The 23370-nt window shown below is 54.6% G+C and carries 19 protein-coding genes and 6 tRNA genes; 14 read left to right on the top strand and 11 right to left on the bottom strand.

Annotated features, from left to right (window positions below):
- The first annotated feature begins 19 nt into the window (after window positions 1–19).
- Both WFK85_RS03525 and WFK85_RS03520 read left to right on the top strand, forming a co-directional pair.
- Window positions 20–1723, top strand: coding sequence for a sensor histidine kinase (locus WFK85_RS03525; protein WP_034809573.1), 1704 nt, complete (start codon window positions 20–22; stop codon window positions 1721–1723).
- Entirely contained in the window at window positions 1720–2451 is a 732-nt protein-coding gene (locus tag WFK85_RS03520; RefSeq protein WP_336706841.1) for a LytR/AlgR family response regulator transcription factor, read from the top strand. Before WFK85_RS03525 ends, WFK85_RS03520 begins: the two co-directional genes overlap by 4 nt.
- Window positions 2452–2495: 44 nt before the next feature.
- Here the strand turns inward: WFK85_RS03520 and glk are convergent, their stop codons facing one another.
- Window positions 2496–3461 (bottom strand): glucokinase, encoded by a 966-nt coding sequence (gene glk, locus WFK85_RS03515; protein ID WP_008459625.1) that lies wholly within the window; start codon window positions 3459–3461, stop codon window positions 2496–2498.
- A gap of 202 nt (window positions 3462–3663) precedes the next feature.
- Here glk and WFK85_RS03510 point away from each other — a divergent pair, with 202 nt between their 5' ends.
- Complete coding sequence (locus WFK85_RS03510; protein ID WP_336706839.1) at window positions 3664–4896, top strand: ion channel protein; 1233 nt, start codon at window positions 3664–3666, stop codon at window positions 4894–4896.
- On the opposite strand, the gene WFK85_RS03505 is transcribed toward WFK85_RS03510, so the two are convergent.
- Complete coding sequence (locus WFK85_RS03505) at window positions 4897–6558, bottom strand: alpha-keto acid decarboxylase family protein (RefSeq protein WP_336706837.1); 1662 nt, start codon at window positions 6556–6558, stop codon at window positions 4897–4899.
- A gap of 169 nt (window positions 6559–6727) precedes the next feature.
- Here WFK85_RS03505 and mgrA point away from each other — a divergent pair, with 169 nt between their 5' ends.
- Window positions 6728–7717: an L-glyceraldehyde 3-phosphate reductase gene (gene mgrA, locus WFK85_RS03500; RefSeq protein ID WP_336706835.1), complete on the top strand. Its 990-nt coding sequence runs from the start codon at window positions 6728–6730 to the stop codon at window positions 7715–7717.
- Window positions 7718–7872: 155 nt separating this feature from the next.
- A complete protein-coding gene (locus tag WFK85_RS03495) occupies window positions 7873–8193 on the top strand; it encodes a DUF2502 domain-containing protein (RefSeq protein ID WP_008459618.1) in 321 nt (106 codons plus the stop codon).
- Window positions 8194–8241: 48 nt separating this feature from the next.
- Here the strand turns inward: WFK85_RS03495 and WFK85_RS03490 are convergent, their stop codons facing one another.
- Window positions 8242–9498: an Nramp family divalent metal transporter gene (locus WFK85_RS03490; protein ID WP_336707006.1), complete on the bottom strand. Its 1257-nt coding sequence runs from the start codon at window positions 9496–9498 to the stop codon at window positions 8242–8244.
- A gap of 345 nt (window positions 9499–9843) precedes the next feature.
- Between WFK85_RS03490 and WFK85_RS03485 the strand changes: the two genes are divergently transcribed.
- Entirely contained in the window at window positions 9844–11031 is a 1188-nt protein-coding gene (locus tag WFK85_RS03485; protein ID WP_008459614.1) for a NupC/NupG family nucleoside CNT transporter, read from the top strand.
- Window positions 11032–11072: 41 nt separating this feature from the next.
- Here WFK85_RS03485 and WFK85_RS03480 read toward each other — a convergent pair whose 3' ends face one another.
- From WFK85_RS03480 to WFK85_RS03465, 4 genes are all read right to left on the bottom strand, one after another.
- A complete protein-coding gene (locus WFK85_RS03480; RefSeq protein WP_336706833.1) occupies window positions 11073–12716 on the bottom strand; it encodes a diguanylate cyclase in 1644 nt (547 codons plus the stop codon).
- A 32-nt stretch (window positions 12717–12748) separates the two neighbouring features.
- A complete protein-coding gene (locus tag WFK85_RS03475) occupies window positions 12749–14917 on the bottom strand; it encodes an EAL domain-containing protein (protein WP_442892222.1) in 2169 nt (722 codons plus the stop codon).
- A 248-nt stretch (window positions 14918–15165) separates the two neighbouring features.
- Window positions 15166–15241, bottom strand: a tRNA-Ala gene (locus WFK85_RS03470).
- A 46-nt stretch (window positions 15242–15287) separates the two neighbouring features.
- Window positions 15288–15363: transfer RNA gene (locus WFK85_RS03465), tRNA-Ala, on the bottom strand.
- A gap of 230 nt (window positions 15364–15593) precedes the next feature.
- Between WFK85_RS03465 and WFK85_RS03460 the strand changes: the two genes are divergently transcribed.
- Window positions 15594–15950 (top strand): YfeC-like transcriptional regulator, encoded by a 357-nt coding sequence (locus WFK85_RS03460; protein ID WP_166990751.1) that lies wholly within the window; start codon window positions 15594–15596, stop codon window positions 15948–15950.
- Window positions 15951–15998: 48 nt separating this feature from the next.
- Window positions 15999–16355 carry a YfeC-like transcriptional regulator gene (locus WFK85_RS03455; RefSeq protein ID WP_008459606.1) on the top strand — a complete coding sequence of 119 codons (357 nt, stop codon included), beginning with the start codon at window positions 15999–16001 and terminating at the stop codon, window positions 16353–16355.
- Between the two features lie 52 nt (window positions 16356–16407).
- Here WFK85_RS03455 and gltX read toward each other — a convergent pair whose 3' ends face one another.
- A complete protein-coding gene (gene gltX, locus WFK85_RS03450) occupies window positions 16408–17823 on the bottom strand; it encodes a glutamate--tRNA ligase (protein WP_008459604.1) in 1416 nt (471 codons plus the stop codon).
- A 259-nt stretch (window positions 17824–18082) separates the two neighbouring features.
- On the opposite strand from gltX, the gene WFK85_RS03445 reads away from it, so the two are divergent.
- The 5 genes from WFK85_RS03445 to WFK85_RS03425 all read left to right on the top strand — a co-directional run bounded on the left by WFK85_RS03445 (window position 18083) and on the right by WFK85_RS03425 (window position 19105).
- Window positions 18083–18158: transfer RNA gene (locus WFK85_RS03445), tRNA-Val, on the top strand.
- Between the two features lie 43 nt (window positions 18159–18201).
- Window positions 18202–18277, top strand: a tRNA-Val gene (locus WFK85_RS03440).
- 33 nt (window positions 18278–18310) lie between these two features.
- Window positions 18311–18386: transfer RNA gene (locus WFK85_RS03435), tRNA-Val, on the top strand.
- A gap of 2 nt (window positions 18387–18388) precedes the next feature.
- A tRNA-Lys gene (locus WFK85_RS03430) sits at window positions 18389–18464 on the top strand.
- 275 nt (window positions 18465–18739) lie between these two features.
- Entirely contained in the window at window positions 18740–19105 is a 366-nt protein-coding gene (locus WFK85_RS03425) for a FlxA-like family protein (protein ID WP_008459602.1), read from the top strand.
- Here the strand turns inward: WFK85_RS03425 and WFK85_RS03420 are convergent.
- Window positions 19102–20031: a LysR substrate-binding domain-containing protein gene (locus WFK85_RS03420; RefSeq protein ID WP_166990748.1), complete on the bottom strand. Its 930-nt coding sequence runs from the start codon at window positions 20029–20031 to the stop codon at window positions 19102–19104. The two genes, WFK85_RS03425 and WFK85_RS03420, sit on opposite strands and share 4 nt — an antisense overlap.
- Before the next feature lie 90 nt (window positions 20032–20121).
- On the opposite strand from WFK85_RS03420, the gene WFK85_RS03415 reads away from it, so the two are divergent.
- A complete protein-coding gene (locus tag WFK85_RS03415) occupies window positions 20122–21117 on the top strand; it encodes a bile acid:sodium symporter (protein WP_166990745.1) in 996 nt (331 codons plus the stop codon).
- On the opposite strand, the gene WFK85_RS03410 is transcribed toward WFK85_RS03415, so the two are convergent.
- Both WFK85_RS03410 and ligA read right to left on the bottom strand, forming a co-directional pair.
- Window positions 21114–21329 carry a DUF3820 family protein gene (locus WFK85_RS03410; protein ID WP_039295779.1) on the bottom strand — a complete coding sequence of 72 codons (216 nt, stop codon included), beginning with the start codon at window positions 21327–21329 and terminating at the stop codon, window positions 21114–21116. The genes WFK85_RS03415 and WFK85_RS03410 overlap by 4 nt on opposite strands.
- Window positions 21330–23348: an NAD-dependent DNA ligase LigA gene (gene ligA / locus WFK85_RS03405; protein WP_166990742.1), complete on the bottom strand. Its 2019-nt coding sequence runs from the start codon at window positions 23346–23348 to the stop codon at window positions 21330–21332. It abuts the gene before it with no gap.
- Between the last annotated feature and the right edge of the window lie 22 nt (window positions 23349–23370).

Raw genomic sequence — 23370 nt, 5'->3', positions numbered from 1 at the left:
TGAGCCACGCGAGTGACCCGTGCACGAAATTTTTACTATGCTGCTGGCGGTGTTCGATCGCGCGGCGCTGATGCTTATTTGCCTTTTCTTCCTGATTCGAATTCGTCTGTTCCGCGAATTGCTGCACAAAAGCGCCCATACGCCTAAAGAGCTGCTGGCGGTCACCGCTATTTTCTCAATGTTTGCGTTGTTCAGTACCTGGTCAGGCGTGCCGGTTGAAGGCTCGCTGGTCAACGTGCGTATTATCGCGGTGATGTCCGGTGGGATCCTGTTTGGCCCCTGGGTGGGGATTATTACCGGGCTTATCGCCGGGACACACCGCTACCTGATTGATATCGGCGGCATCACCGCTATCCCCTGCTTTATCACCAGCATCCTGGCCGGGATAATGTCCGGCTGGATCAACCGCAAAGTGCCGAAAGAGAAGCACTGGCGAGTCGGTATCATCGGCGGCATGCTCTGTGAAACGATGACCATGATTCTGGTGGTGCTCTGGGCGCCAAGCACCGCGCTGGGCCTTGATATCGTGTCCAAAATCGGCGTGCCGATGATCCTCGGCTCGGTGTCAATCGGCTTTATTATCCTGCTGGTGCAAAGCGTCGAGGGCGAGAAAGAGGCCAGCGCCGCCCGCCAGGCCAAGCTAGCGCTGGATATCGCCAACAAAACGCTGCCGCTGTTCCGCAAGGTTAACAGCGAGTCGCTACGCCAGGTTTGCCAGATTATTCGCCACGATATCGATGCGGATGCGGTGGCCATTACCGATACCGAAAAAGTGCTGGCCTACGTCGGGCTGGGGGAAAATAACTATCACGAGAACGACCAGGCTTTCAGCCCGCGCACCCGTCAGGCACTGAAAGAGGGGCGCATCATCATTCGCAACGATGACGAAGCCTGGCGAACGCCGGAAATTCACTCCTTAATCATCATCCCGCTGTGGGAAAAAGGCGTGGTGACCGGCACCCTGAAAATCTATTACCGCCATGCCCACCAGATCACCTCCACGCTGCAGGAAATGGCGGTTGGCCTGTCGCAGATTATTTCTACCCAGCTTGAGGTTTCCCGCGCGGAGCAGCTGCGCGAAATGGCCAACAAAGCCGAACTCCGGGCGCTGCAAAGCAAGATAAACCCGCATTTCCTGTTCAATGCGCTGAATGCGATATCCTCCTCAATCCGTATGAACCCGGACACTGCCCGCCAGCTTATCGTCAACCTGTCACGCTACCTGCGCTATAACATCGAGCTGAACGACGACGAGCAGATTGATATCCGCAAGGAGCTGTATCAAATCAAGGATTACATTGCCATTGAGCAGGCGCGCTTTGGCGACAAGCTGACGGTGATTTATAACATTGATGAAGAGGTCAACTGCCGCATTCCCAGCCTGCTTATCCAGCCTCTGGTGGAAAATGCCATTGTGCACGGCATTCAGCCCTGTAAAGGTAAGGGTGTGGTGACGATAAGCATTGAAGAGAGCGGCAACCGGGTGCGCATTGCCGTGCGCGATACCGGCCACGGGATCGATCCTAAAGTGGTCGAGCGCGTGGAGAATAACGAAATGCCGGGGAATAAAATTGGCCTGCTGAACGTGCATCACCGAGTGCAGTTGCTCTACGGCGAAGGGCTGATCATCCGCCGCCTGGAGCCGGGGACCGAAATCGCCTTTTACGTGCCGCGCTATGTCCCCACCGCCGCGCCGCGCCCACTGGAAGGGAGAGAAGCATGAAGGTCATTATCGTAGAGGATGAGTTTCTGGCGCAGCAGGAGCTGAGCTGGCTCATCAAAAACCACAGCGACATGGAGATTGCCGCCTCTTTCGACGATGGTATGGATGTGCTGAAGTATTTGCAGCATCATGAAGTGGACGCCATTTTCCTTGACATCAATATTCCGTCGCTGGACGGCGTGCTGCTGGCGCAGAACATCAGCAAATTTGCCCACAGGCCGTTCATCGTGTTTATTACCGCCTGGAAAGAGCATGCGGTGGAAGCTTTTGAGCTGGAAGCGTTTGACTACATTCTGAAGCCGTATCAGGAGTCACGCATTATTGGCATGCTGCAAAAACTCGAGGTGGCTTATCAGCAGCAAACCTCTCAGCCTGCCGCCAGCCATGAAAACCGCGACGCCACGACGATTAACCTGATCAAAGACGAGCGAATTATCGTCACCGACATCAACGATATTTACTACGCGGAAGCTCACGAGAAGATGACCTTCGTCTATACGCGCCGTGAGTCTTACGTCATGCCGATGAACATCACCGAATTCTGCAGCCGCCTGCCGGAGAGCCATTTCTTCCGCTGCCACCGCTCTTATGTGGTGAACCTGAGCAAAATCCGTGAAATAGAGCCGTGGTTTAACAATACCTATATTCTTCGCCTGCGAGATCTCGATTTTCAGGTGCCGGTGAGCCGCAGTAAGGTGAAAGAGTTCCGGCAGCTAATGCGCCTGTAGAGAAGGGAAACTGGCGGGCGCAATCGCAGTGCGCCCGCGCGGTATTACAGGACGTGGCCCAGCGTCTGACGCAGGTGAGCCCCGGCGCCCAGCAGCCCAGGCTGATCGTGCACGATGAGATAAACGGGAATATCCTTCACGAACGCTTTGAAGCGGCCTTTGTCTTCAAACCCGCCGCGGAAGCCCGAAGCCTTAAAGAACTCCAGGAAGCGCGGCACGATACCGCCGGCGATATACACGCCGCCAAACGTACTCATGTTCAGCGCAAGGTTGCCGCCGAAACGCCCCAGGATCACGCAGAACAGCGACAGCGCGCGGCGGCAGTCGGTGCAGGTATCGTCCACGGCTTTTTCGGTGATGTCCTTCGGCTGGTAGTTTTCCGGTTCACGGCCATCGGCCTTAACGATGGCGCGGTAGAGATTCAGCAGACCTGGCCCGGAGAGAATGCGCTCGTTGGAGACGTGCCCAAGTTCATTGCGCAGCTGCTCCAGGATAATGCCCTCTTCTTCGCTGTTCGCCGCGAAATCTGAGTGGCCGCCTTCGCCCGGCAGACTGATCCAGCGTTTGTCGACGTGCACCAGGTGAGAAACGCCCAGCCCGGTGCCCGCACCGTACACCACCACCGGTTTGCCTGCCACAGGCTCGCCACCGCCGAACTGAATCAGATGCTCTTTTTTCAGCGCCGGGATGGCCATGGAAACGCCGGTAAAGTCGTTGATAATTTCCAGATGATCGAAGCCCAGGTTTTGCTTCATTTCGGCGGTGGAAAATGCCCAGGTGTGGTTGGTCATTTCCACCCAGTCCCCGTTTATCGGGCAGGCAATCGCCACGCAACCTGACTGCACGCTGATGTTATGTTCTTTGAGGTAGTGCTGAATCACCGCTTCCAGGCTTGGAAAATCAAGACCGGAGTAAGTCTTTGCCTGTGAAATATCACCCGTGTTCAAATCGCATAGCGCCAGACGTGCATTGGTGCCGCCGACATCTCCCACCAAAGCATATTTTGTCATTCTCAAACAGCTCCGCTAAAGTCAGAATAAGTTCTGGCAACACTGTAAAATTAGCCAGCCGAAACAACAACGACCATCATCCAGGTGCGGCGCGATTGTTGAACCAGGTCACATTCTGGCTTTACCGTTTCAGCTCTATTTGCAATGCGGCTTAAGACTTTCCGTTTTTGCGCCGTGCGACTTCCTATTGTAAGGATTGACTATGCTCCATCCGCGAGCCAGAACCATGCTGGTACTTTCCATTCCGGCTCTGATTATCGGCGTCTTATCCAGCCTGGTATTAATTGTCGTTATGAAGGTTGCCGCTGCGCTGCAGGAATATCTGTGGGCCACGCTGCCAGCGGCGCGCGGGTACGATCCCCAGTCCCCGTTTTGGATACTGCTTATTTTGACCCTGACCGGCGTCGCGGTTGGGCTGGTTATCCGCTATTTGCCTGGCCACGGCGGGCCCGATCCCGCGACCGAACCGCTTATCGGGGCGCCCGTGCCAACGATGGCTATTCCGGGCCTGGTGATGGCGCTGGTGATTGGCCTTGCCGGTGGCGTGAGCCTGGGGCCGGAGCACCCGATTATGGCGGTGAATATTGCGCTCGCGGTGGCGCTTGGCGCCCGCGTTTTGCCGAAGGTCAGCCCGCTTGACTGGACTATTCTCGCCGCGGCGGGCACCGTCGGCGCTTTATTCGGCACGCCGGTGGCCGCGGCGCTGATCTTTTCGCAAACCCTGGGCGGAAATAATGAAGTCCCGCTGTGGGACAGACTGTTCGCGCCATTGATGGCCGCATCCGCCGGGGCGCTGACCACCAGCATTTTCTTTCAGCCGCACTTTGCACTGCCGGTTGCCAGCTACCCCGAAATGCACATTGAAGACCTGTTCAGCGGGGCGGTTGTCGCGGCTATCGCCATTGCGATGGGCATGGTGGGCGTCTGGTGTCTGCCAAGGCTGCACCGCCTGATGCACCAGCTCAAACATCCGGTGCTTATACTCGGTGCAGGCGGTTTTTTGCTAGGCCTGCTGGGGGTAATCGGCGGTGAGGTGACAATGTTTAAAGGCCTGGATGAGATGCAGCAGCTGGCTATCGCCGATTTCTCCGTGTCGTCGCTGCTGCTGTTTGCCGTGGTGAAGCTGGCCGCGCTGATTATCGCTGCCGCCAGCGGTTTCCGGGGCGGGCGTATTTTCCCGGCGGTGTTTGTGGGCGTGGCGTTAGGCATGATGCTGCACCAGCACGTTGAGGCGGTCCCTGCCGCGATTACCCTCTCCTGCGCCGTCCTTGGCATGGTGCTGGTGGTCACGCGCGACGGTTGGCTGAGCCTGTTTATGGCGATGGCCGTGATACCGGACGTCAAACTCCTGCCCTTGCTGTGCATCGTGATGTTGCCCGCCTGGCTCCTGCTGGCGGGTAAACCGTTGATGATGGCCGGGCGGCCAAACCGCTAATTAATGTTCCATTTCCGAGTTGCGTTTACCCAGCGAGGTGGTGACCGCTCTGAGCAGCTCGGGAATGTCCTGCTTAGGAAGCACCACTTCCACCAGCGCCAGCCTCTCCGGGCTGGCCAGCTTTTCCAGCACGGCAGCAAGCTGTGATGTTTCCGTGACACGCCAGCATTCGGCCAGGCTATCCACGTTCATTGCCTGCGGCAGGCGGGTCCAGTCCCACGCGGCAATGTCGTTGTAGCGCTGTTCCGGGCCATGGATCGCGCGCTCAACCGTGTAGCCATCGTTATTCAGCACCATGACCACCGGCTTCTGGCCGTCACGCTGCATGCTACCCAGTTCCTGAATAGTCAGCTGGGCGGAGCCGTCGCCTATCAGCAAAAGCACACGCCTGCTCGGCCATGCGGTTTGTGCGCCAAATGCAGCAGGCAGCGTAAAACCAATCGATCCCCACAGCGGCTGGACGATAAAGGTCACACCTGCGGGCAGCGTTAAGGCCGCGGCACCAAAGGCCGCCGTGCCCTGGTCGGCCAGAATGATATCGCCGGGCTGTAAGGCGTCCTGCAGGGTTTGCCAGAAAGCGTGCTGGTCCAGCCGGTCGCTGTCGCAAACGGGAAGCTGCGGTGGCCTTTGCGTGGCCTCCGGCCAGGACGCAGCCTGTTGAGCACACAGCGGCTGCAAAATGGCTATGGCCTGCGCCATCGGGATCCCGCTAAACCAACGCTCGCCTACCCGCACCGCCTCCGGCTGAACCTCAATTGTCTGCTGCTGACTTAGCTTCTGGCTGAAACCGGCGGTGATGGTATCGGTAAACTTCACACCCACGCAGATAACCAGCTCCGCGCTCTCAATCCCCTGCTTCACCTGCGGCAGGCTGGCCGCCCCGCTGTAGGTGCCCAGAAAACCAGGCTGGCTTTCATCGAACAACCCTTTCCCCATCAGCAGTGAAGCGTGAGGGATGGGCGTGCTCGCCATCCACTGCTGGAGCGTTTTTTGCTGCCCATAACGCAGGGCCAGAAAATCGGCCAGCAGCGCTACGCTTCGGCTTTCGGCAATTTTTGCCTGCGCACAATGACGAAATGCTTCCAGCGTTGCCGGTTCAGCCACCGTTTCAGAAGCCATTAGTCGTTTTGAAGGCCGCGTTGCTGGCGCCTCCGCCACATCGCTCGGCAATAACAGATAACCGGGGCGCTGCTGCTTGAGCGCTTCAAGAATTACGCGATCAATTTCGCTGCAGGCATTGGCGGGGGTGAGCGAAGCCTGTGCCACGGAAACTTCTTCGGCAATACGCAGGAAATGGCGGAAATCCCCGTCGCCTAATGTGTGATGAAGCAGTTCACCACGCTGCTGGGCGCGGCTATTGGGCGCGCCAACAATATGAATGACAGGAAGATGTTCGGCATAGCTGCCCGCTACGCCATTCAGCGCGCTCAGTTCGCCCACGCCAAACGTGGTCAGCAGCGCCGCCGCGCCTTTGCAGCGGGCATACCCGTCGGCGGCGTAGGCCGCGTTGAGTTCGTTGGCGCAGCCCACCCAGGCAAGCCTCGGATGCGCAATCACGTGATCCAGGAAAACAAGGTTGTAGTCACCGGGGACGCCGAAGAGGTGCTCGATCCCGCCTTCGTTAAGCCGGTCAACAAGATAGTCTGCCACACAGTAGCGCATAGGATTTTCCTTCTATGAGGGCTTGCTGTGAGTATTAAGTAACCGGGATCGGTGTCGAGAATATATCCGATTTAAGGGGTGGCACGTGGAATTTACAGTGAAATACGGCGTATTCTGGGCTGTGAAAGCGTATACACTGATTTCTCTGTTACCTGTAAGGATGACAATAATGACCTGGCAGCCCAACCCTGAACGCTATTCGTCTATGGAGTACCGTCGCTGCGGCCGCAGCGGCCTGAAACTGCCCGCCATCTCCCTTGGCCTTTGGCATAATTTTGGTGATGAAACGCTGCTGGAAACCAGCCGCCAGCTGCTGAGAAAGGCTTTCGATCTGGGCATTACCCATTTTGACCTTGCCAATAATTACGGGCCACCGCCTGGGTCAGCTGAAGCCAACTTTGGGCGCATTTTGCGGGAAGATTTCCAGGCCTGGCGCGACGAGCTGATTATCTCCACCAAAGCAGGTTACACCATGTGGGACGGGCCTTATGGCGACTGGGGTTCACGCAAATATCTGATTTCAAGTCTCGACCAGAGTCTGAAGCGCATGGGGCTGGAGTATGTCGATATCTTTTATCACCACCGCCCGGATCCTGACACGCCGCTGGAGGAGACCATGCGCGCCCTCGACCATGTGGTACGCCAGGGCAAAGCGCTGTATGTCGGGATCTCAAACTACCCGGCCGATCGGGCGGAGAAAGCTATTGATATCCTGAACGATCTCGGTACGCCTTGCCTGATCCACCAGCCGCGTTATTCCCTGTTTGAGCGCTGGGTCGAAGGTGGCCTGCTGGATCTGCTGCAGGAAAAAGGCGTAGGCAGCATCGCTTTTTCCCCGCTTGCCGGGGGCCAGCTAACCGACCGCTATCTGAGCGGCATCCCTGGGGATTCACGCGCTGCCAGCGGCAGCCGTTTCCTGAACCCCGATCAGATTACGGCAGAGAAGCTGGCAAAAGTACGGCAGCTCAACGCGCTGGCGGAGAAACGCGGGCAAAAGCTGTCGCAGATGGCGCTGGCCTGGGTACTCCGCGATGAAAAAGTGACTTCGGTGCTTATTGGCGCGAGTAAAACCAGCCAGATAGAGGACGCCGTGGGTATGCTAAGCCAGCGCCATTTCAGCGAACAGGAACGAGCAGAAATCGAGGCGATCTTAGTGTAAACGTTTAACTTTCCCTCCGGGTTCACGCCAGTGACTTGTGCAATAAGTGCTATGGCCGATGATTTAGGAATTGTGTAATTCATCAGCCCGGTTGTCGGTTTGTAAGATTGTGTTAACAAGCCGCAACACGGCTCTGAGAACCAGGGAGAGAAAGTATGTTCAGGTCACTAATGCTTGCCCTTGCCTTACTGGCCGCGGCGCCGATGGTCGCAAACGCGGGTGAAATCACCCTGCTGCCGTCGGTGAAATTACAGATTGGCGATCAAGATTATCGCGGTAATTACTGGGACGGCGGCAGATGGCGCGACCGTGATTATTGGCACCGCAATTATGAATGGCGCGATCGCGGCTGGCATCGCCACCGTGGCTGGGATCGAGGCTGGGACCGCGGACGGAATAGCTATGAACGCGGCTATCGCGAAGGCTGGAACGACCGCGACGACCATCGCGGCAGAGGCCACGGACACCGTCATTAAATAAAAAAGGGCTGGATAATCCAGCCCTTCGCACTTTCTTTGGCAAGATTAGTTGCCAAACAGCGAACTAAAAATTAACCACAGGTTGAGCGCCACCACCACCGCGACTATCGCCCAGCCAACCAGCTTAACCCAGCGCACGTTAACCAAATCACCCATCAGCTTTTTGTCGCTGGTAAACACCAGCAGCGGCACCAGCGCCAGCGCAATCCCGAAGCTCAACAGCACCTGGCTCATGACCAGAATACGCGTTGGGTCGAGCCCCATCATGATGACCACGAAGGACGGCGCCATGGTAATCGCCCGGCGAACCCACAGCGGAATATAAAAACGGACAAACCCCTGCATCACCACCTGCCCGGCAAGCGTGCCCACCACCGTGGATGACAAACCGGCCGCCACCAGGCTAAGCCCGAAAATCGTGGCTGCGGCATGGCTCAACAGCGGTTCCAGCGTTTTATAGGCATCTTCCAGCTCGGCAACGCCGGTATGCCCGGTGAAGTGAAACGCCGCTGCGGCGGTGGCCATCATCGCCAGGTTGACGAAGCCGGCAATCGTCATCGCTATCGCCACGTCCCATTTAGTGGCGGAATAGCGCTCTGCCCGGTTGCCCGCATGCAGGTGCTGAGTCAGAGAAGAGTGCAGGTAAATCACGTGCGGCATGATTGTCGCGCCCAGAACGCCAGCAGCAAGGTAGACCGCCTCGGACGTCGGCAGACTTGGGATCAGCATCCCTTTGCCCAGCTCAGCTACCTTCGGCTGGGAAAAAATAAGCTCAACGATGTAGGCCGCCGCCACAAACAGCAGCAGCCCGCCGATAACTTTTTCCAGCGGCTTTTGCCCGCGGCTTTGCAGCATCAAAATCAGGAAAGTGGCTATCCCTGTCAGCACCGCTCCCTGGAGCAAAGAGACGCCCAGAATCAGCTTGAAGCCAATGGCCGCCCCGATAAACTCCGCGAGGTCCGTCGCCATGGCAATAATTTCCGCCTGAACCCAGTAAATCCACACCAGCGGGCGCGGGTAATGATCGCGGATTTGCTCGGCGAGGTTCTTGCCGGTAGCGATCCCCAGCTTGGCGGAGAGTACCTGAATCAGCGCCGCCATCAGGTTTGCCCACACCACCACCCACAGCAGTTGATAGCCATAACTCGCCCCGGCCTGGATATTGGTCGCGAAGTTACCGGGGTCGATGTAGCCGATAGCGGCGATAAACGCTGGCCCCATCAACGCCAGCCGCAGCTTACGCGCGGTACGTCCGGTATTGCTGTCAATGCGACTGCTTGTCATCTTCTGCCTCTGAGATATAGCCTTTGCTATGTTTTATGCTATCAAAATGAGAATGGTTATCAAGTTCATTTAGTGCGGGGAAATTGATTTCTCTGATAGCTGAAAACGATGTGCAGGAGGCGTGAGATAGTGAATCTGGATGCCGGTTAACGGATTAACATTTGGCCAACGTGTAAACTGTCGATGAGCCATCTTAACGTAACTTTTAGCTTCTTTACTTAACATAGCAGAAATGTATGGTGGATCACTATTTTTGCGTTCCGTCACAGCTCATCACTATAGTGTGGAATTGATCTCGTTTTCTTATTGCTTGTTACATAGAATGTGCAACGAAATTAAACCTGCCTCATATTTGGAGCAAATATGTCCCGCGTTTTGCACTTTGTTTTAGCGCTTGCTGTGGTCGCGCTGCTGGCTTTGCTGGTTAGCCCTAACCGCAAGCAAATTCGTATTCGCTTTGTCATTCAGCTGTTGGTGATCGAAGTGTTACTGGCCTGGTTCTTCCTGACCTCCGACGTCGGCCTGGGCTTCGTAAAAGGTTTCTCCGAAATGTTCGAGAAACTGCTCGGTTTCGCTAACGAAGGGACAAACTTTGTCTTCGGCAAAATGAACGATGAAGGCCTGGCTTTCTTCTTCCTGAAGGTGCTGTGCCCTATCGTGTTCATTTCTGCGCTGATCGGTATTCTGCAGCACATTCGCATTCTGCCGATTGTTATCCGCGCTATCGGTACCGTGCTTTCTAAAGTCAACGGTATGGGTAAGCTGGAATCCTTTAACGCCGTAAGCTCGCTGATTCTGGGACAGTCAGAAAACTTCATCGCCTATAAGGATATTCTCGGCAAGATGTCGCGCAACCGCATGTACACCATGGCGGCGACCGCTATGTCTACCGTGTCCATGTCAATCGTAGGTGCGTACATGACGATGCTGCAGCCAAAATACGTGGTTGCCGCGCTGGTACTGAACATGTTCAGTACCTTTATCGTGTTATCGCTGATCAACCCGTACCGCGTGGATGAGAAAGAAGAAAATCTGCAGATGACTAACCTGCATGAAGGTCAAAGCTTCTTCGAAATGCTCGGCGAGTACATTCTGGCAGGTTTCAAAGTGGCGATTATCGTTGCCGCCATGCTGATCGGCTTCATCGCCCTGATTTCTGGCCTGAACGCGCTGTTCGCTGCCGTGCTGGGTATCTCCTTCCAGGGCATTCTGGGCTATATCTTCTACCCGGTTGCCTGGGTGATGGGCGTGCCGTCCGCAGAAGCGCTGCAGGTCGGCAGTATCATGGCGACTAAACTGGTGTCTAACGAATTCGTTGCGATGATGGATCTGCAGAAGATTGCCGGCAGCCTGTCGCCGCGCGCGGAAGGCATCCTGTCCGTGTTCCTGGTCTCCTTCGCTAACTTCTCTTCTATCGGTATTATCGCCGGGGCCATTAAAGGCCTGAACGAAGAGCAAGGCAACGTGGTTTCCCGCTTCGGCCTGAAGCTGGTTTACGGCTCTACGCTGGTGAGTATCCTGTCGGCATCTATCGCCGCGCTGGTTATCTAATTTTTGCGTATTAAAAAGCCGGTGCTGGTCACCGGCTTTTTTTATGCCTGCGATTCAGCCTCGCCGCCCCAACACACTCTGTTTCTCCCCTGCTGTTTCGCCCTATACAGGCGAATATCCGCCTGACTCTGGATGTGTTCCAGGTCACCGTCTGGGGCTTCTTCATGGGAAGCCACGCCCAGCGAGGCCGTCACCAGCAGTTCAGACTCGTCCTCCAGCCTGAGCGGCGTGTTCACCAGCATTTTGCGCACCCGCTGCGCCACGGCAATCGCCGCATGCAGACCGGTATTAGGCAGGTAGACACAAAACTCTTCGCCGCCGATACGCCCGACAATGTCCTGGCTGCGGATCGCCTGCTGGATGCAGCGCGTGGCGTGAATAAGCACCCGGTCGCCAACCTGATGCCCGAAGCGGTCATTCACTTTTTTGAAATGATCGAGATCCAGCTGAATCAGAGAGTAATCCACATACTGCGGGCTGATACGCCCGGTTGTTTCAAAGAAGCCACGGCGATTTAGAACGCCGGTCAGATCATCGTGCAGCGCATGCCGGTGCATTTCCTGCTGCAAATGGCCCATGTTGCGAATCAGCCGGCAAATCATGCGGTGTGAACCAAACAGAATAAGGATCACCGTCAGCCACATCACTACCAGCAGCACGCTAAAACGCCCAAAGTCCTCGTGTAGCCCCTGCCGGATGGTCTGGACGCTGACAAGGATTGCCCCCGTCCCCGTGACATGGCCGAAAGTGGCATAAGCATAGCCAAAACGTAAGGTGCCCCGGGATTCATCGACCAACTTTTCAAGAATTGCCTGTCGCTGCTTCTCGCTGAGGCGATAGCCATTCTGCGAGCCAACGGGGCGAGTCAGAGGGTTCATCTGCTCATCAAAAAGCAGATAGGCGCTTTGCGTGTCCTCCGGCAAAGCGCTGGAGAGAAACAGCCGAAGCGTTTCGGTGGTGACCGCGATACCAAACAGCCCAATCCACCGATCGTCAAAGTCCACCGGAAGAGAGCCATTAATCAGCGTTTTGCCGGAATCTGCGATATTTTGCCGGGTCCAGAACGGATCGCGGCGCGGGTTCAACAGCGGAGAGCCAAGCACAAACGATCCCTGCATCGCCAGAGGGTTAGCACTTTCGATAAGCAGTTTGTTCACATCGGGGGAGAGCGACGCAATAAATGCCCCGGAGCGCGACATGTAATAAATGTTCGAAGAGAGACGGTTGCTCCCGCCTGCCAGCGGAAAGAGATCCTGAATGTCGCGCAGGGCCTGATATTCCCGCTGCGTGAGTTTTTCCCTTTCTTCTTTCGGCTTGTTTTTAAAAGGTTGCACGCTATCGGGGATCGGCAGGCTCTGGATATGCAGCGGCGACAGCGTCTCTTTATTGCTGGCCCGGGAAGCCAGCTGCGAGATCGGCGTGAACTGCGGCTCATTCAGCGTTTCAATGAACATGCGGCGGAGATAGCGCAGGTTGTCCATCTGATATTCAGATTTGCTTTCAAGCCTGGCGATCACGCTTTCGAGGTGGCTAAGCTGGCTGGTGCGATAGCCGTGGTTGAACAGCTCCCCCTGCTGCCAGAAAAGAAAGGTGATCAGCAAAAAGAGCGACAGAAAGCACACATGGGTGATGCGCAGTGTTTTTACCATCGGCAGACGAATATGGCTAATCAGCGACGTGCTCACGGTGATTCCTTTTTAGGGTGCAAAGGAGAGCGTCAGTGCTTAAGCTGCTGCAAAGGCTTGGGGCTCCCCACCAGATACCCCTGCAGGTATTGGACGCCAAGCTGCAGCAGGATGTCGCGCTGCTCTTCCGTTTCGACATACTCTGCGACGACGCTGAGCTCTCTGGCCGCCGCCAGTTCGCAAATGGACTTCACGATAAGCTTATCCATCACATCGCCGGTGATATCGCGGACAAAGCAACCATCTATCTTAATGATATCCGCCTGCAGCTTCTTCAGGCGCTCATAGTTAGCGTAGCCTGTTCCAAAGTCATCAATAGCAATCTTAAAACCTTTCTCACGCAGCAGGGCAATATTTTGGTTAGAGGTTTCTGAGTTTGAAAATGCCTGCTCTTCCGTCACTTCAATGACGACCGCGCTGGTCGGCACCTTGTAAACGTCAAACTGGGCAATAATCTGCTGGGCAATCTCTTTTTGCATTAGCGTGAGCGGCATCAGATTGACCGAAAAGCGCGTCTGCTGCACGTTGCCTGGGTGCTTTGCAAGCCAGGTCAGCAGCATCTTCATCACCATCATGTCAAAACGGGTGCTGAGGTTAAATTCGGCAACAATCGGAATAAATTTATCCGGGGTGATGTGCTGCCCATCAATCACCAGGCGGCTGAGGATTTCGTGATAGCCCTTCCCTTCGCAGTCGACAATGGGCTGCGCGTAGAGCTGAAAGGCTTCTTCGTCTATTGCCTGCTTAATCTTTTGCAGCAGCAGCACCCGCTCGGTTGTTTGCCCGGAGACCGCCTGCAGCCTGGCATCAAGGCCAAGTACGCGCTGCGTGTCGCTGGCTTTTTCAGCCAGATAGCTTAATTGCCCGAGCATGCGCTGCAGCTCTTTCGGTGAATCCACAATGCCCCAGGAAGCCCCATATTCAATTTCAAGGGTAACATTGTGCCAGGGGATTTTCTTATTATTCAGGTGTTCAACAAAATAGGTAAGCCGGGCTTCTGTTTCGCCTTCCCGTAAAAACAGAAGCAGCTCACTGCCCGGCAGCTGAAATATTTTTTCCCCTTCCAGCAGCCAGGGTTGTAATTCTCTGGCAATGGTTTTCTTGCAGTAAACACGCATCATCATGCCATAATGTCGGCTAAGAAACTCAAAGTTCGCCATTCTCAGGCAGCAAAGTGCACCGGTTTGAAAGGTCTGAATATGTTCTTCAAGCGCGCGTAAATTAGGTAATTGCGTTAATGGATCTGTCTGCGCCTGGAGATGATAAACACGCTTCATCCATTCATTTTTATGGTATGAAGTGGCCATATACAACAGACATACGGTAAAGGAGATAAAAACTGACAGAATAAAGGAAAGAGCATATTGCGTATTTACGCCCTGCAAAAAACCCGTGTTGTAAGTCAATAATACCCATGCCGAAATCCCCCACAACAGAGAAACAGGCCTCGCACCAAGGCGACGGATCCCCAGGGTAAACAGCACAAAGACCAGCGGAACCAGATAGCCGGCAATCAGTTCGCTATGCCACGGCGAACACATCAGCAGCAAATACACCATCCAGACAACCAGCCAAAACGGCGTATAGAAACGGTTTTTATCCTGCCTGTAGTGCCGGACACAGCGCCGCCAGAAACCGACCGCAAAATGCGGGTTCAACAGCATACGCAGCGGGTAATAGAAAAGCGTGGTGAAGATAAGCGAGGCCACGACAAGGTTCAGCACATCAACAATCATGTAGATAACGGAACCGCCACCGAAGAATGGCGCCAGTTCAGGTGGGTACTCAATCAGATTGCCAGTGAGGTACATCAGCAGTTTGATGGTAAACGGGGCGACAAAACCAAGCCAAAAAATACGCTGCCCCATGCCTCTATTGGGCAGCCCAAAACGCCAGCGATGGCCTACGTAGTGGCGGGTAATTAAACTGGCAATCAATAAGGGGAATAGCAGACAGAAAATAAAAGCAACCAGCGGCACAACGGCTAAATCAAGCAGCCAGCTGTAAACAACCAGCGACCCTAGCGTGAGCGGAATAATCGCAGACCGGCCATAAATAATAATCATTGCCATTATAAAGCTGAGCGGCAGATAGGCGAGGTAGGTTTTATGTCCATCAACAACGGTTGTCGGTGAAATATAACGAGAAAAGGGAATGAGAAGTAAACACAGCGCCAGGGAAACCGCTATTTTTTTTATCATCTTGTAAATAATCATAGGCCCTGGTGTTAATTTTATGTGATTGCTTAAAAAGGGTTTTTCGCTGGCAAGGTTACGTTTATTTATTGAGCGAATCAAGTTTCAGGCCTGCACAAAAGCAGAACTTACCCTACAGCAGAAATAATAGAACAAGCGGACATAAGTTGAGGTTTTTTTACCGAGGGTAGCCAAAAGCAGGTGTGTTGGAGTCTGAAAAACAAAAACCCCCGCCGAAGCGAGGGTTCAAATTTTGGTGGAGCTAAGCGGGATCGAACCGCTGACCTCTTGCATGCCATGCAAGCGCTCTCCCAGCTGAGCTATAGCCCCACTGACAGGTGCTGATTTTACGGTACCAAATCTGCTGGTGAAGATTTGGTGGAGCTAAGCGGGATCGAACCGCTGACCTCTTGCATGCCATGCAAGCGCTCTCCCAGCTGAGCTATAGCCCCAAACCGTAAAGACCTTGTCGTGTTGACGGGCGGCATAATATGAAACCCCACATAGCGTGTCAACGGCAATTTGTTCTTCCGCGATCAATCGCCTAAAAAGCCATCGCCTTCGGCAATTCTCGGTTGCATATCATCCCGTTGTAGTTAATTCTGTCACAGTTTCGCGTTAGTCAGTTCAATAAAATGAACCACTAATAAAGCCGTTTCGGTCGCAATGAAAAGGAATCACTGTGCTCAAGGAAAGAATGACACCAGAAGAACTGGCCGTGATCACCGGCTACAGCCGCCAGACCATCAATAAGTGGGTGCGTAAAGAAAATTGGGAGACCTCACCTAAACCCGGCGTTCAGGGAGGAAAAGCGAGGCTTATCCATATAGATGAGCAGGTCAGGGAATTTATCAATAGCACCCGACGAGTGACGGAAAATACAGCCCGCTACAGCACAACGGACGCCACCCTGGAAAATCTACTGCTCAACTCAGTGCAGCAAATGTCCGACAGCGAACAGAAAAAGATGTCTGCCATGCTGCTGCGGGACGGGATTGCCGGTTTACTTGCGCGGTTGGGGATCAGCGATAACGAATAATTGCCCGGCTATTGTCCTGTCGGCGTCAGGAAAAATAAAGGATTACTGATGTTCAAGGAAAAAATGACCGCCGATGAACTGGCGGAGATGACGGGTTACACCCGCCAGACAATTAATAAATGGGTACTAAAACATAACTGGGAAACCAGTAAAAAACGAGGCGTACCGGGTGGTAAAGCAAGATTTGTTTATATCTCCGAGCCTGTGAAAACGTTTCTCTCCAACACCAGCAAAATGAGTGAGAGAGTGGCATCTTATAGCGTCCTTCGAACGCCGCTGGAACAGCTGATGCTAAACACCCTGCGTACCTTATCCGAAGAAGAACAGCATAAAATGACCGAGATCCTTGAGAGTGAAGGCAGCGAAGGTTTGCTCAAGCGACTCGGAATTCAAAAGAATAAGTAAATAAAAAAGCCGGTGACTGAGCACCGGCTTTTTGCATCTACATTTGCGATGTTTACTGCTGAGCTTCACGCTCGCTGATGAAATCGAGCGCTTTATTAATGCGCGCCACGGAGCGCTGTTTGCCAATGGCATGCACGGTGACATCAAGGCCAGGAGACTGACCAGCCCCGGTCACGGCGACACGCAGCGGCATCCCCACTTTCCCCATCCCAACTTCCAGTTCATCAGCAGTAGCCTGTATAGCGTGATGAACGTTTTCTGCAGTCCAGTCGCTCAGCGCTGCCAGCTTGTCTCGCACCACTTCCAGCGGCTGACGCGCTACCGGACGCAGGTGTTTCTTCGCCGCATCGGCATCAAACTCGCTGAAATCTTCGTAGAAGTAGCGGCAGGTCTGCGCCATCTCTTTCAGGGTTTTACAGCGTTCGCCCAGCAGTTTCACCAGCTCAGACAGCTGCGGGCCGTTACGGGTATCAATATTTTCCTGCTCGATGTGCCATTGCAGGTGCGTTGCCACGTACTCTGGCTCCAGCGTATTGATGTAATGGTGGTTCAGCCACTGCAGCTTTTCAGTATTGAAGGCGCTGGCAGACTTGCTTACCGCGTTCAGGCTGAACATCTCAATCATCTCTTCGCGAGAGAAGATTTCCTGGTCACCGTGGGACCAGCCCAGACGCACCAGATAATTGAGCAGCGCTTCCGGCAGATAGCCGTCGTCGCGGTACTGCATCACGCTCACCGCCCCGTGACGCTTAGACAGTTTTTTACCGTCGTCGCCGTTGATCATAGAAACGTGAGCATAAAGCGGAACCGGCGCGTTCAGCGCCTTCAGGATGTTGATCTGGCGCGGCGTGTTGTTGATATGGTCTTCACCACGGATCACGTGGGTGATCTCCATATCCCAGTCGTCCACCACTACGCAGAAGTTGTAAGTTGGGGAACCATCGGTACGGCGAATGATCAGGTCGTCCAGTTCCTGGTTACTGAATTCGATCGGGCCACGGATCTGATCATCAAAGATGACGGAACCTTCCTGCGGGTTGGCGAAACGCACAACGCAAGGTTCGTCATCAGCATGATGCTCATGGCTATGGCGGCAGCGACCGTCATAACGAGGTTTCTCGTTATTGGCCATTTGCTCTTCACGCAATGCCTCAAGGCGCTCTTTAGAGCAATAGCACTTATACGCCGTGCCCGCAGCAAGCATTTCGTCGATGGCCTGGTTGTAACGATCAAAACGCTTGGTCTGATAGTACGGGCCCTCATCCCACTGCAGGCTCAGCCAGTTCATCCCGTCCATAATCGCTTCGATGGCTTCCGGGGTTGAACGCTCGAGGTCGGTGTCTTCTATACGCAGCACGAACTCGCCTTTGTTATGACGAGCAAACAGCCAGGAGTAGAGAGCAGTACGGGCACCGCCAACGTGCAGATAGCCTGTTGGGCTTGGCGCAAAGCGAGTTTTGATTTTCATTAAACGGCCTTAGTTACACATATTTGCCGGCAAAGCGGCAATTGCCAGGGAAAATTAACAGGCAACATTCTATCACTGTGCGCTAATTCCTCAATGTTGATGCCTGTAGATAGCGGTAAAGCAGAGAATTTGATGATAAATCAAACGCCAATGCCTGTTTCTTGATCGCATCGTTTAATTTTAAGACGAACGAATAAAAACTTTAGAAAATGCGTTGACTCATTTTCAACTGTCCCTATAATGCGACTCCACAAACCGGGGGTGATTAGCTCAGTTGGTAGAGCATCTCCTTTACACGGAGGGGGTCGGCGGTTCGAGCCCGTCATCACCCACCACTCTTTAGAGTGACCCGGAATGTGAAGTAAGAGATTTAGAGATGGGTGATTAGCTCAGTTGGTAGAGCATCTCCTTTACACGGAGGGGGTCGGCGGTTCGAGCCCGTCATCACCCACCATCTCCTCTTATGAAATTAGCAGTACCGAAGTTTGGGTGATTAGCTCAGTTGGTAGAGCACCTCCTTTACACGGAGGGGGTCGGCGGTTCGAGCCCGTCATCACCCACCATCGGGTCGTTAGCTCAGTTGGTAGAGCAGTTGACTTTTAATCAATTGGTCGCAGGTTCGAATCCTGCACGACCCACCAATGTGGAAAGGCGCCCTAAAGGCGACTTTTTGCTATCTGCGATTCGGGCAGGGTTCGAGCCTGCAGCAGGTTCGACAAAATCGCTTTTGATTTTGCGCGTCGCTTGCGTCGAGCCCGAAGGGCAATACCATCCTGCACGACCCACCAATGTGGAAAGGCGCCCTAAAAGCGCCTTTTTGCTATCTGCAGTATCTGAGAATCCCATCGTCAAAAAATTATCAACTTCCTCGCCGCCAGGCCGATAACTCCCTTACCATTCCATCAAAGGAGTTATGATGACTACAATATCCAGTAATGCTCTTCAGGGCTCTCAGCTGACCACCGGCACAGCTACCGGGTCCTCTTCTGCCTCCGGCGGCACTGATAACAGCACAGCCTCGCAGATTGCCCAAATCAGCAAAAAAATTACCCAGCTGACGGAGAAACTGAGAGAAGTCTCCAGCACGCCGGATCGTCCAGCTGAAGAGAAAAAGAAACAGGTCGAGTTACTTCAGACCGAGATTAAAATGCTGCAGGCCCAGCTGGCTCAGCTTCAGCGCAAGCAGGCTGAGGAAGCCCAGCAGAAGCAGGAACAGCAGCAGATCAAGGCCACCGGCGTGAACAAACCTTCCGACGATCACCAGATTGATATTTATATCTAGTCGTCCATAAATAGCGGGTCGCCAATCCGGGCCAGGGTTAACAGCCTGGCCTGTTCCCGCACCTCCTGCCAGATAGCTTCAGCCGCACGGGAAAGCGATCGGTTCTTTCGCCTGACCAGCATCAGCTGTCGGTTTATGACCGGCGTTAACCGCTTCACCACCAGCGGTCTCCCTTGTGGCAAAGGCAGCGCCAACGCGGGCAACACGCTTAAACCAATCCCAGCTTCTACCATCGGGTACAGCGTTGCGGGGTGCCCAATCTGCTGAACAACGCTCACCTCTATCCCCTGCCGGACAAAAGCCTCATCAATCAACGGGCGGCTGCCCGAGGCATAATCTTGCAGCACCAGCTTTTGCCCCTGTAGCGCCAGCCAGTCAACCTGTTCCACTTTAGCAAACGGATGATCGCTGCGGCACAGCAGCAGAAAAGGCTCAGACAACACCGTTTCACACTCCAGATCGCTAGCCTGAACCGGATCGATAACTACGCCAAAATCAACTTCGCCCTGGCGGATACTCTGCAAAACCCACTGCTGGGAAGCATCATGCAGCATAAATCGAATATTCGGATAAGCCTCCGCACTGGCAGCGATAGATTGCGGCATCAGGTGCGCGGATAGCGTCTGGCTGGCGGCCACGCGAACCGTGCCGCTAAGCTGATGCCCAACCACGCGAGCATCCAGCAACGTTGTGGTCAGCTCTTCCAGCAGCCGCTCAAGGCGAGGAGCCAGCAACTCTCCCGCAGGCGTAAGCACCACTTCCCTGGTAGTACGGTCAAGCAGCTTCACGCCCAGCTCGGCTTCCAGCTCCTTCAGGCTGTGGCTTACGGCTGACTGGCTAAGACCAATACTCTCCCCTGCCCGACTGAAACTGCCGGCATGGGCTACGGCCACGAACACGCGAAGCTGACGCAGGGAATAATTCATCTATTTTCTTCATCAATGCATTTAATAAATCAATTTTATTTCTGAAATTAGCAGAAACACAATAGCGCCCTTCACCTTTGAGGAATGGCTATGAAATTGCTCCGCATTGTCGACCCCTTTACGTTAACGCTGGTTTGTACCGTCCTGCTGGCCTCTTTCTTCCCGGCACAAGGCAGTTTTGTCGGTTTCTTCGAGGGGCTGACCACCGCCGCCATTGCCTTATTGTTCTTTATGCATGGCGCCAAACTGTCTCGCGAGGCGGTGATCTCCGGCGGCGGCCACTGGCGGCTTCATCTGTGGGTGATGTGCAGCACATTCGTCCTGTTCCCGGTGCTTGGCGTGTTGTTTAGCTGGTGGAAACCGGTCAATGTCAGCCCCGAACTTTACAGCGGGTTCCTTTATCTTTGTATTTTGCCCGCCACGGTACAATCGGCCATCGCTTTTACCTCTATTGCCGGGGGCAACGTCGCGGCGGCTATTTGTTCAGCCTCGGCATCAAGCCTGCTGGGCATTTTTCTTTCGCCATTGCTGGTTGGCCTGGTGATGCACGTTCAGGGTGCAAGCGGCAGCCTGCATCAGGTGGGCAACATTATGCTACAACTCCTGGTGCCGTTCGTGGCCGGGCATCTGATGCGGCCCTGGATTGGTGCCTGGGTGGCAAAAAACAAGAAATGGATCGGCAAAACTGACCAGACTTCGATTCTTCTGGTGGTCTATTCCGCCTTTAGTGAAGCCGTGACGCACGGCATCTGGCATAAGGTTGGCGCGGGTTCGCTGCTGTTTATCGTAGCTTCCAGCCTCGTGCTGCTGGCCATTGTGATAGCGGTAAATATCTTTGTGGCGCGGCGCTTTGGCTTTAGCAAAGCGGATGAAATTACGATTGTTTTCTGCGGATCGAAAAAGAGCCTGGCCAACGGGATCCCGATGGCTAATATTCTATTTCCGGTTGCTGCCGTGGGAATGATGGTGCTGCCGCTGATGATCTTCCACCAGATCCAGCTGATGATCTGCGCCGGTATGGCCCGGCGTTACCAAAGAAAAGCGGCTGCAGCCGGTGAAAAACAGGCCGCAGCCATCAGAACCTAGTGCCGCTTGAGGGGCCGGACCAGGTTGTCCAGCCCTTCCACTTTAATCAGCAGCGTCAGGGCCATCAGCTCACCGAGATGGCCCGCGGGGAACTCCCCTTTGCGGGAAAACCACAGCAAATACTCTTCCGGTAAATCAATCAGCATCCGGCCTTTGTATTTACCAAAGGGCATGGCCGTGTTGGCTATCTCAATGAGCTGTTCTTTGTCCATTTAGTCCCCCAGCAAACGAATCATTTCCGCTTCGTCAATAACCTGAATGCCCAGCTCCTGCGCCTTGACAAGCTTGGAGCCGGCCGCTTCCCCGGCTATGACAAGATCGGTTTTTTTCGACACGCTTCCGGCCACTTTTGCACCGAGCGCGGTCAACCGGTCTTTGGCTTCGTCACGGGAAAGAATGCTCAGCGAGCCGGTGAGCACCACGGTTTTCCCGGCAAACGGGCTGTCGATCTCTTCCGCTTTGACGACCACTGGCGCAGGCCAGTGGACCCCGGCCTCTTCGGTAAGCTGACGGATAACATCCCGGTTGCTCTCTTCGGCAAAGAAGTTAAAGGTATGCGTCGCCACAACAATGCCGACATCCGGCACTTTTTGCAGCTCCTCAATGCTGGCCGAGATAAGCGCATCCAGCGTGCCGAAGTGCGCGGCCAGCCCTGCGGCGGTGGCTTCTCCGACTTCACGAATACCTAAGGCATACAGGAAGCGAGCAAAAGTTGTCTCTTTGGCTTTTTCCAGCGCATCCACAACGTTTTGTGCCGATTTAGGCCCCATGCGATCCAGCCCGGTAAGCTTACCCGCCGTCAGCTTGAACAGATCGGCTGGCGTGTGAACGTACTCTTTCTCCACCAGTTGATCGATGATTTTGTCGCCCATGCCGTCAACGTCCATCGCACGGCGGGACACAAAGTGCTTCAGCGCCTCTTTGCGTTGGGCACCACAAATCAGGCCCCCGGTACAGCGGGCAACAGCTTCGCCTTCCACACGCTCAACGTCTGAACCGCAAACCGGGCACTGCGTTGGGAAGACGATTGCCTGAGTGTCTTCCGGGCGTTCAGACTCCACCACGCCAACAACCTGTGGGATAACATCCCCAGCGCGACGGATCACAACTCTGTCACCAATGCGCAGGCCAAGACGCTCTATCTCATCGGCATTGTGCAACGTCGCGTTGCTTACCAGTACCCCAGCAACCTGCACCGGTTCCAGACGAGCGACGGGCGTAATTGCGCCGGTACGCCCTACCTGGAACTCCACGTCTCGCACGGTGGTCATCTGTTCCTGCGCCGGAAACTTAAACGCAACGGCCCAGCGCGGCGCTCTCGCCACAAAGCCCAGCGTTTCCTGCAGCGCAAGCGAGTCAACTTTGATAACCACGCCGTCAATATCAAAGCCCAGCGTTGGGCGATCGGCCTCTACCTGATGATAAAACGCCAGCACTTCTTCCGGTGTGCTGCACAGACGGATGCGGTCGCTGACCGGCAATCCCCAGGCCTTAAACTGTTGCAAACGCGCCATGTGGCTGCCTGGCAGCTCACCGCCTTCGAGCAGCCCAACACCGTAGCAGAAGAAGGTCAGCGGGCGTTTAGCGGTAATGCGCGGATCTAACTGGCGCAGCGAGCCTGCCGCCGCATTGCGAGGGTTGGCAAACACTTTCCCGCCAGTACGGCGAGCTTCTTCGTTGATTTTTTCGAATCCTGCCTGCGGCAAGAAAACTTCGCCACGCACCTCAACACGACGAGGAATATTATCCCCGTGAAGTTTAAGCGGTATCGCGCGAATGGTTCGGACGTTAGACGTGATATTTTCACCGGTTGTGCCGTCACCGCGCGTTGCAGCCCGCACAAGCACCCCATCTTCATACAGCAGGCTTACCGCCAGACCATCCAGTTTTAGTTCACAGCAAAACGTCAAAGCATCGCTGCTTTTGAGCCTGTCCAGAACCCGCTTGTTAAACGCCAGGTAGCTTGCTTCATCGAAAACGTTATCGAGGGACAGCATCGGCACTTCATGGCGTACCTGGGTGAACTCGCTCAGCGGCGCAGCACCGACACGCTGGGTCGGTGAATCCTGGGTAATCAATTCCGGATGCGCTTCTTCAAGCGCACGGAGTTCGCGCATCAGCCTGTCGTATTCCGCATCGGGAATTTCGGGATTATCCTGCACATGGTACAGATATTCATGATGGCGAAGCGTGGTTCGCAGGTGGTTAAGTTGTTGTTCGATTGAGTCCATATCGCACCATCAATGATAAAAA

Source organism: Cedecea sp. VD22 (genome assembly GCF_037150195.1).
Classification (GTDB): Bacteria; Pseudomonadota; Gammaproteobacteria; order Enterobacterales; family Enterobacteriaceae; genus Cedecea.
This window is presented reverse-complemented; position numbering and strand designations above follow the sequence as displayed.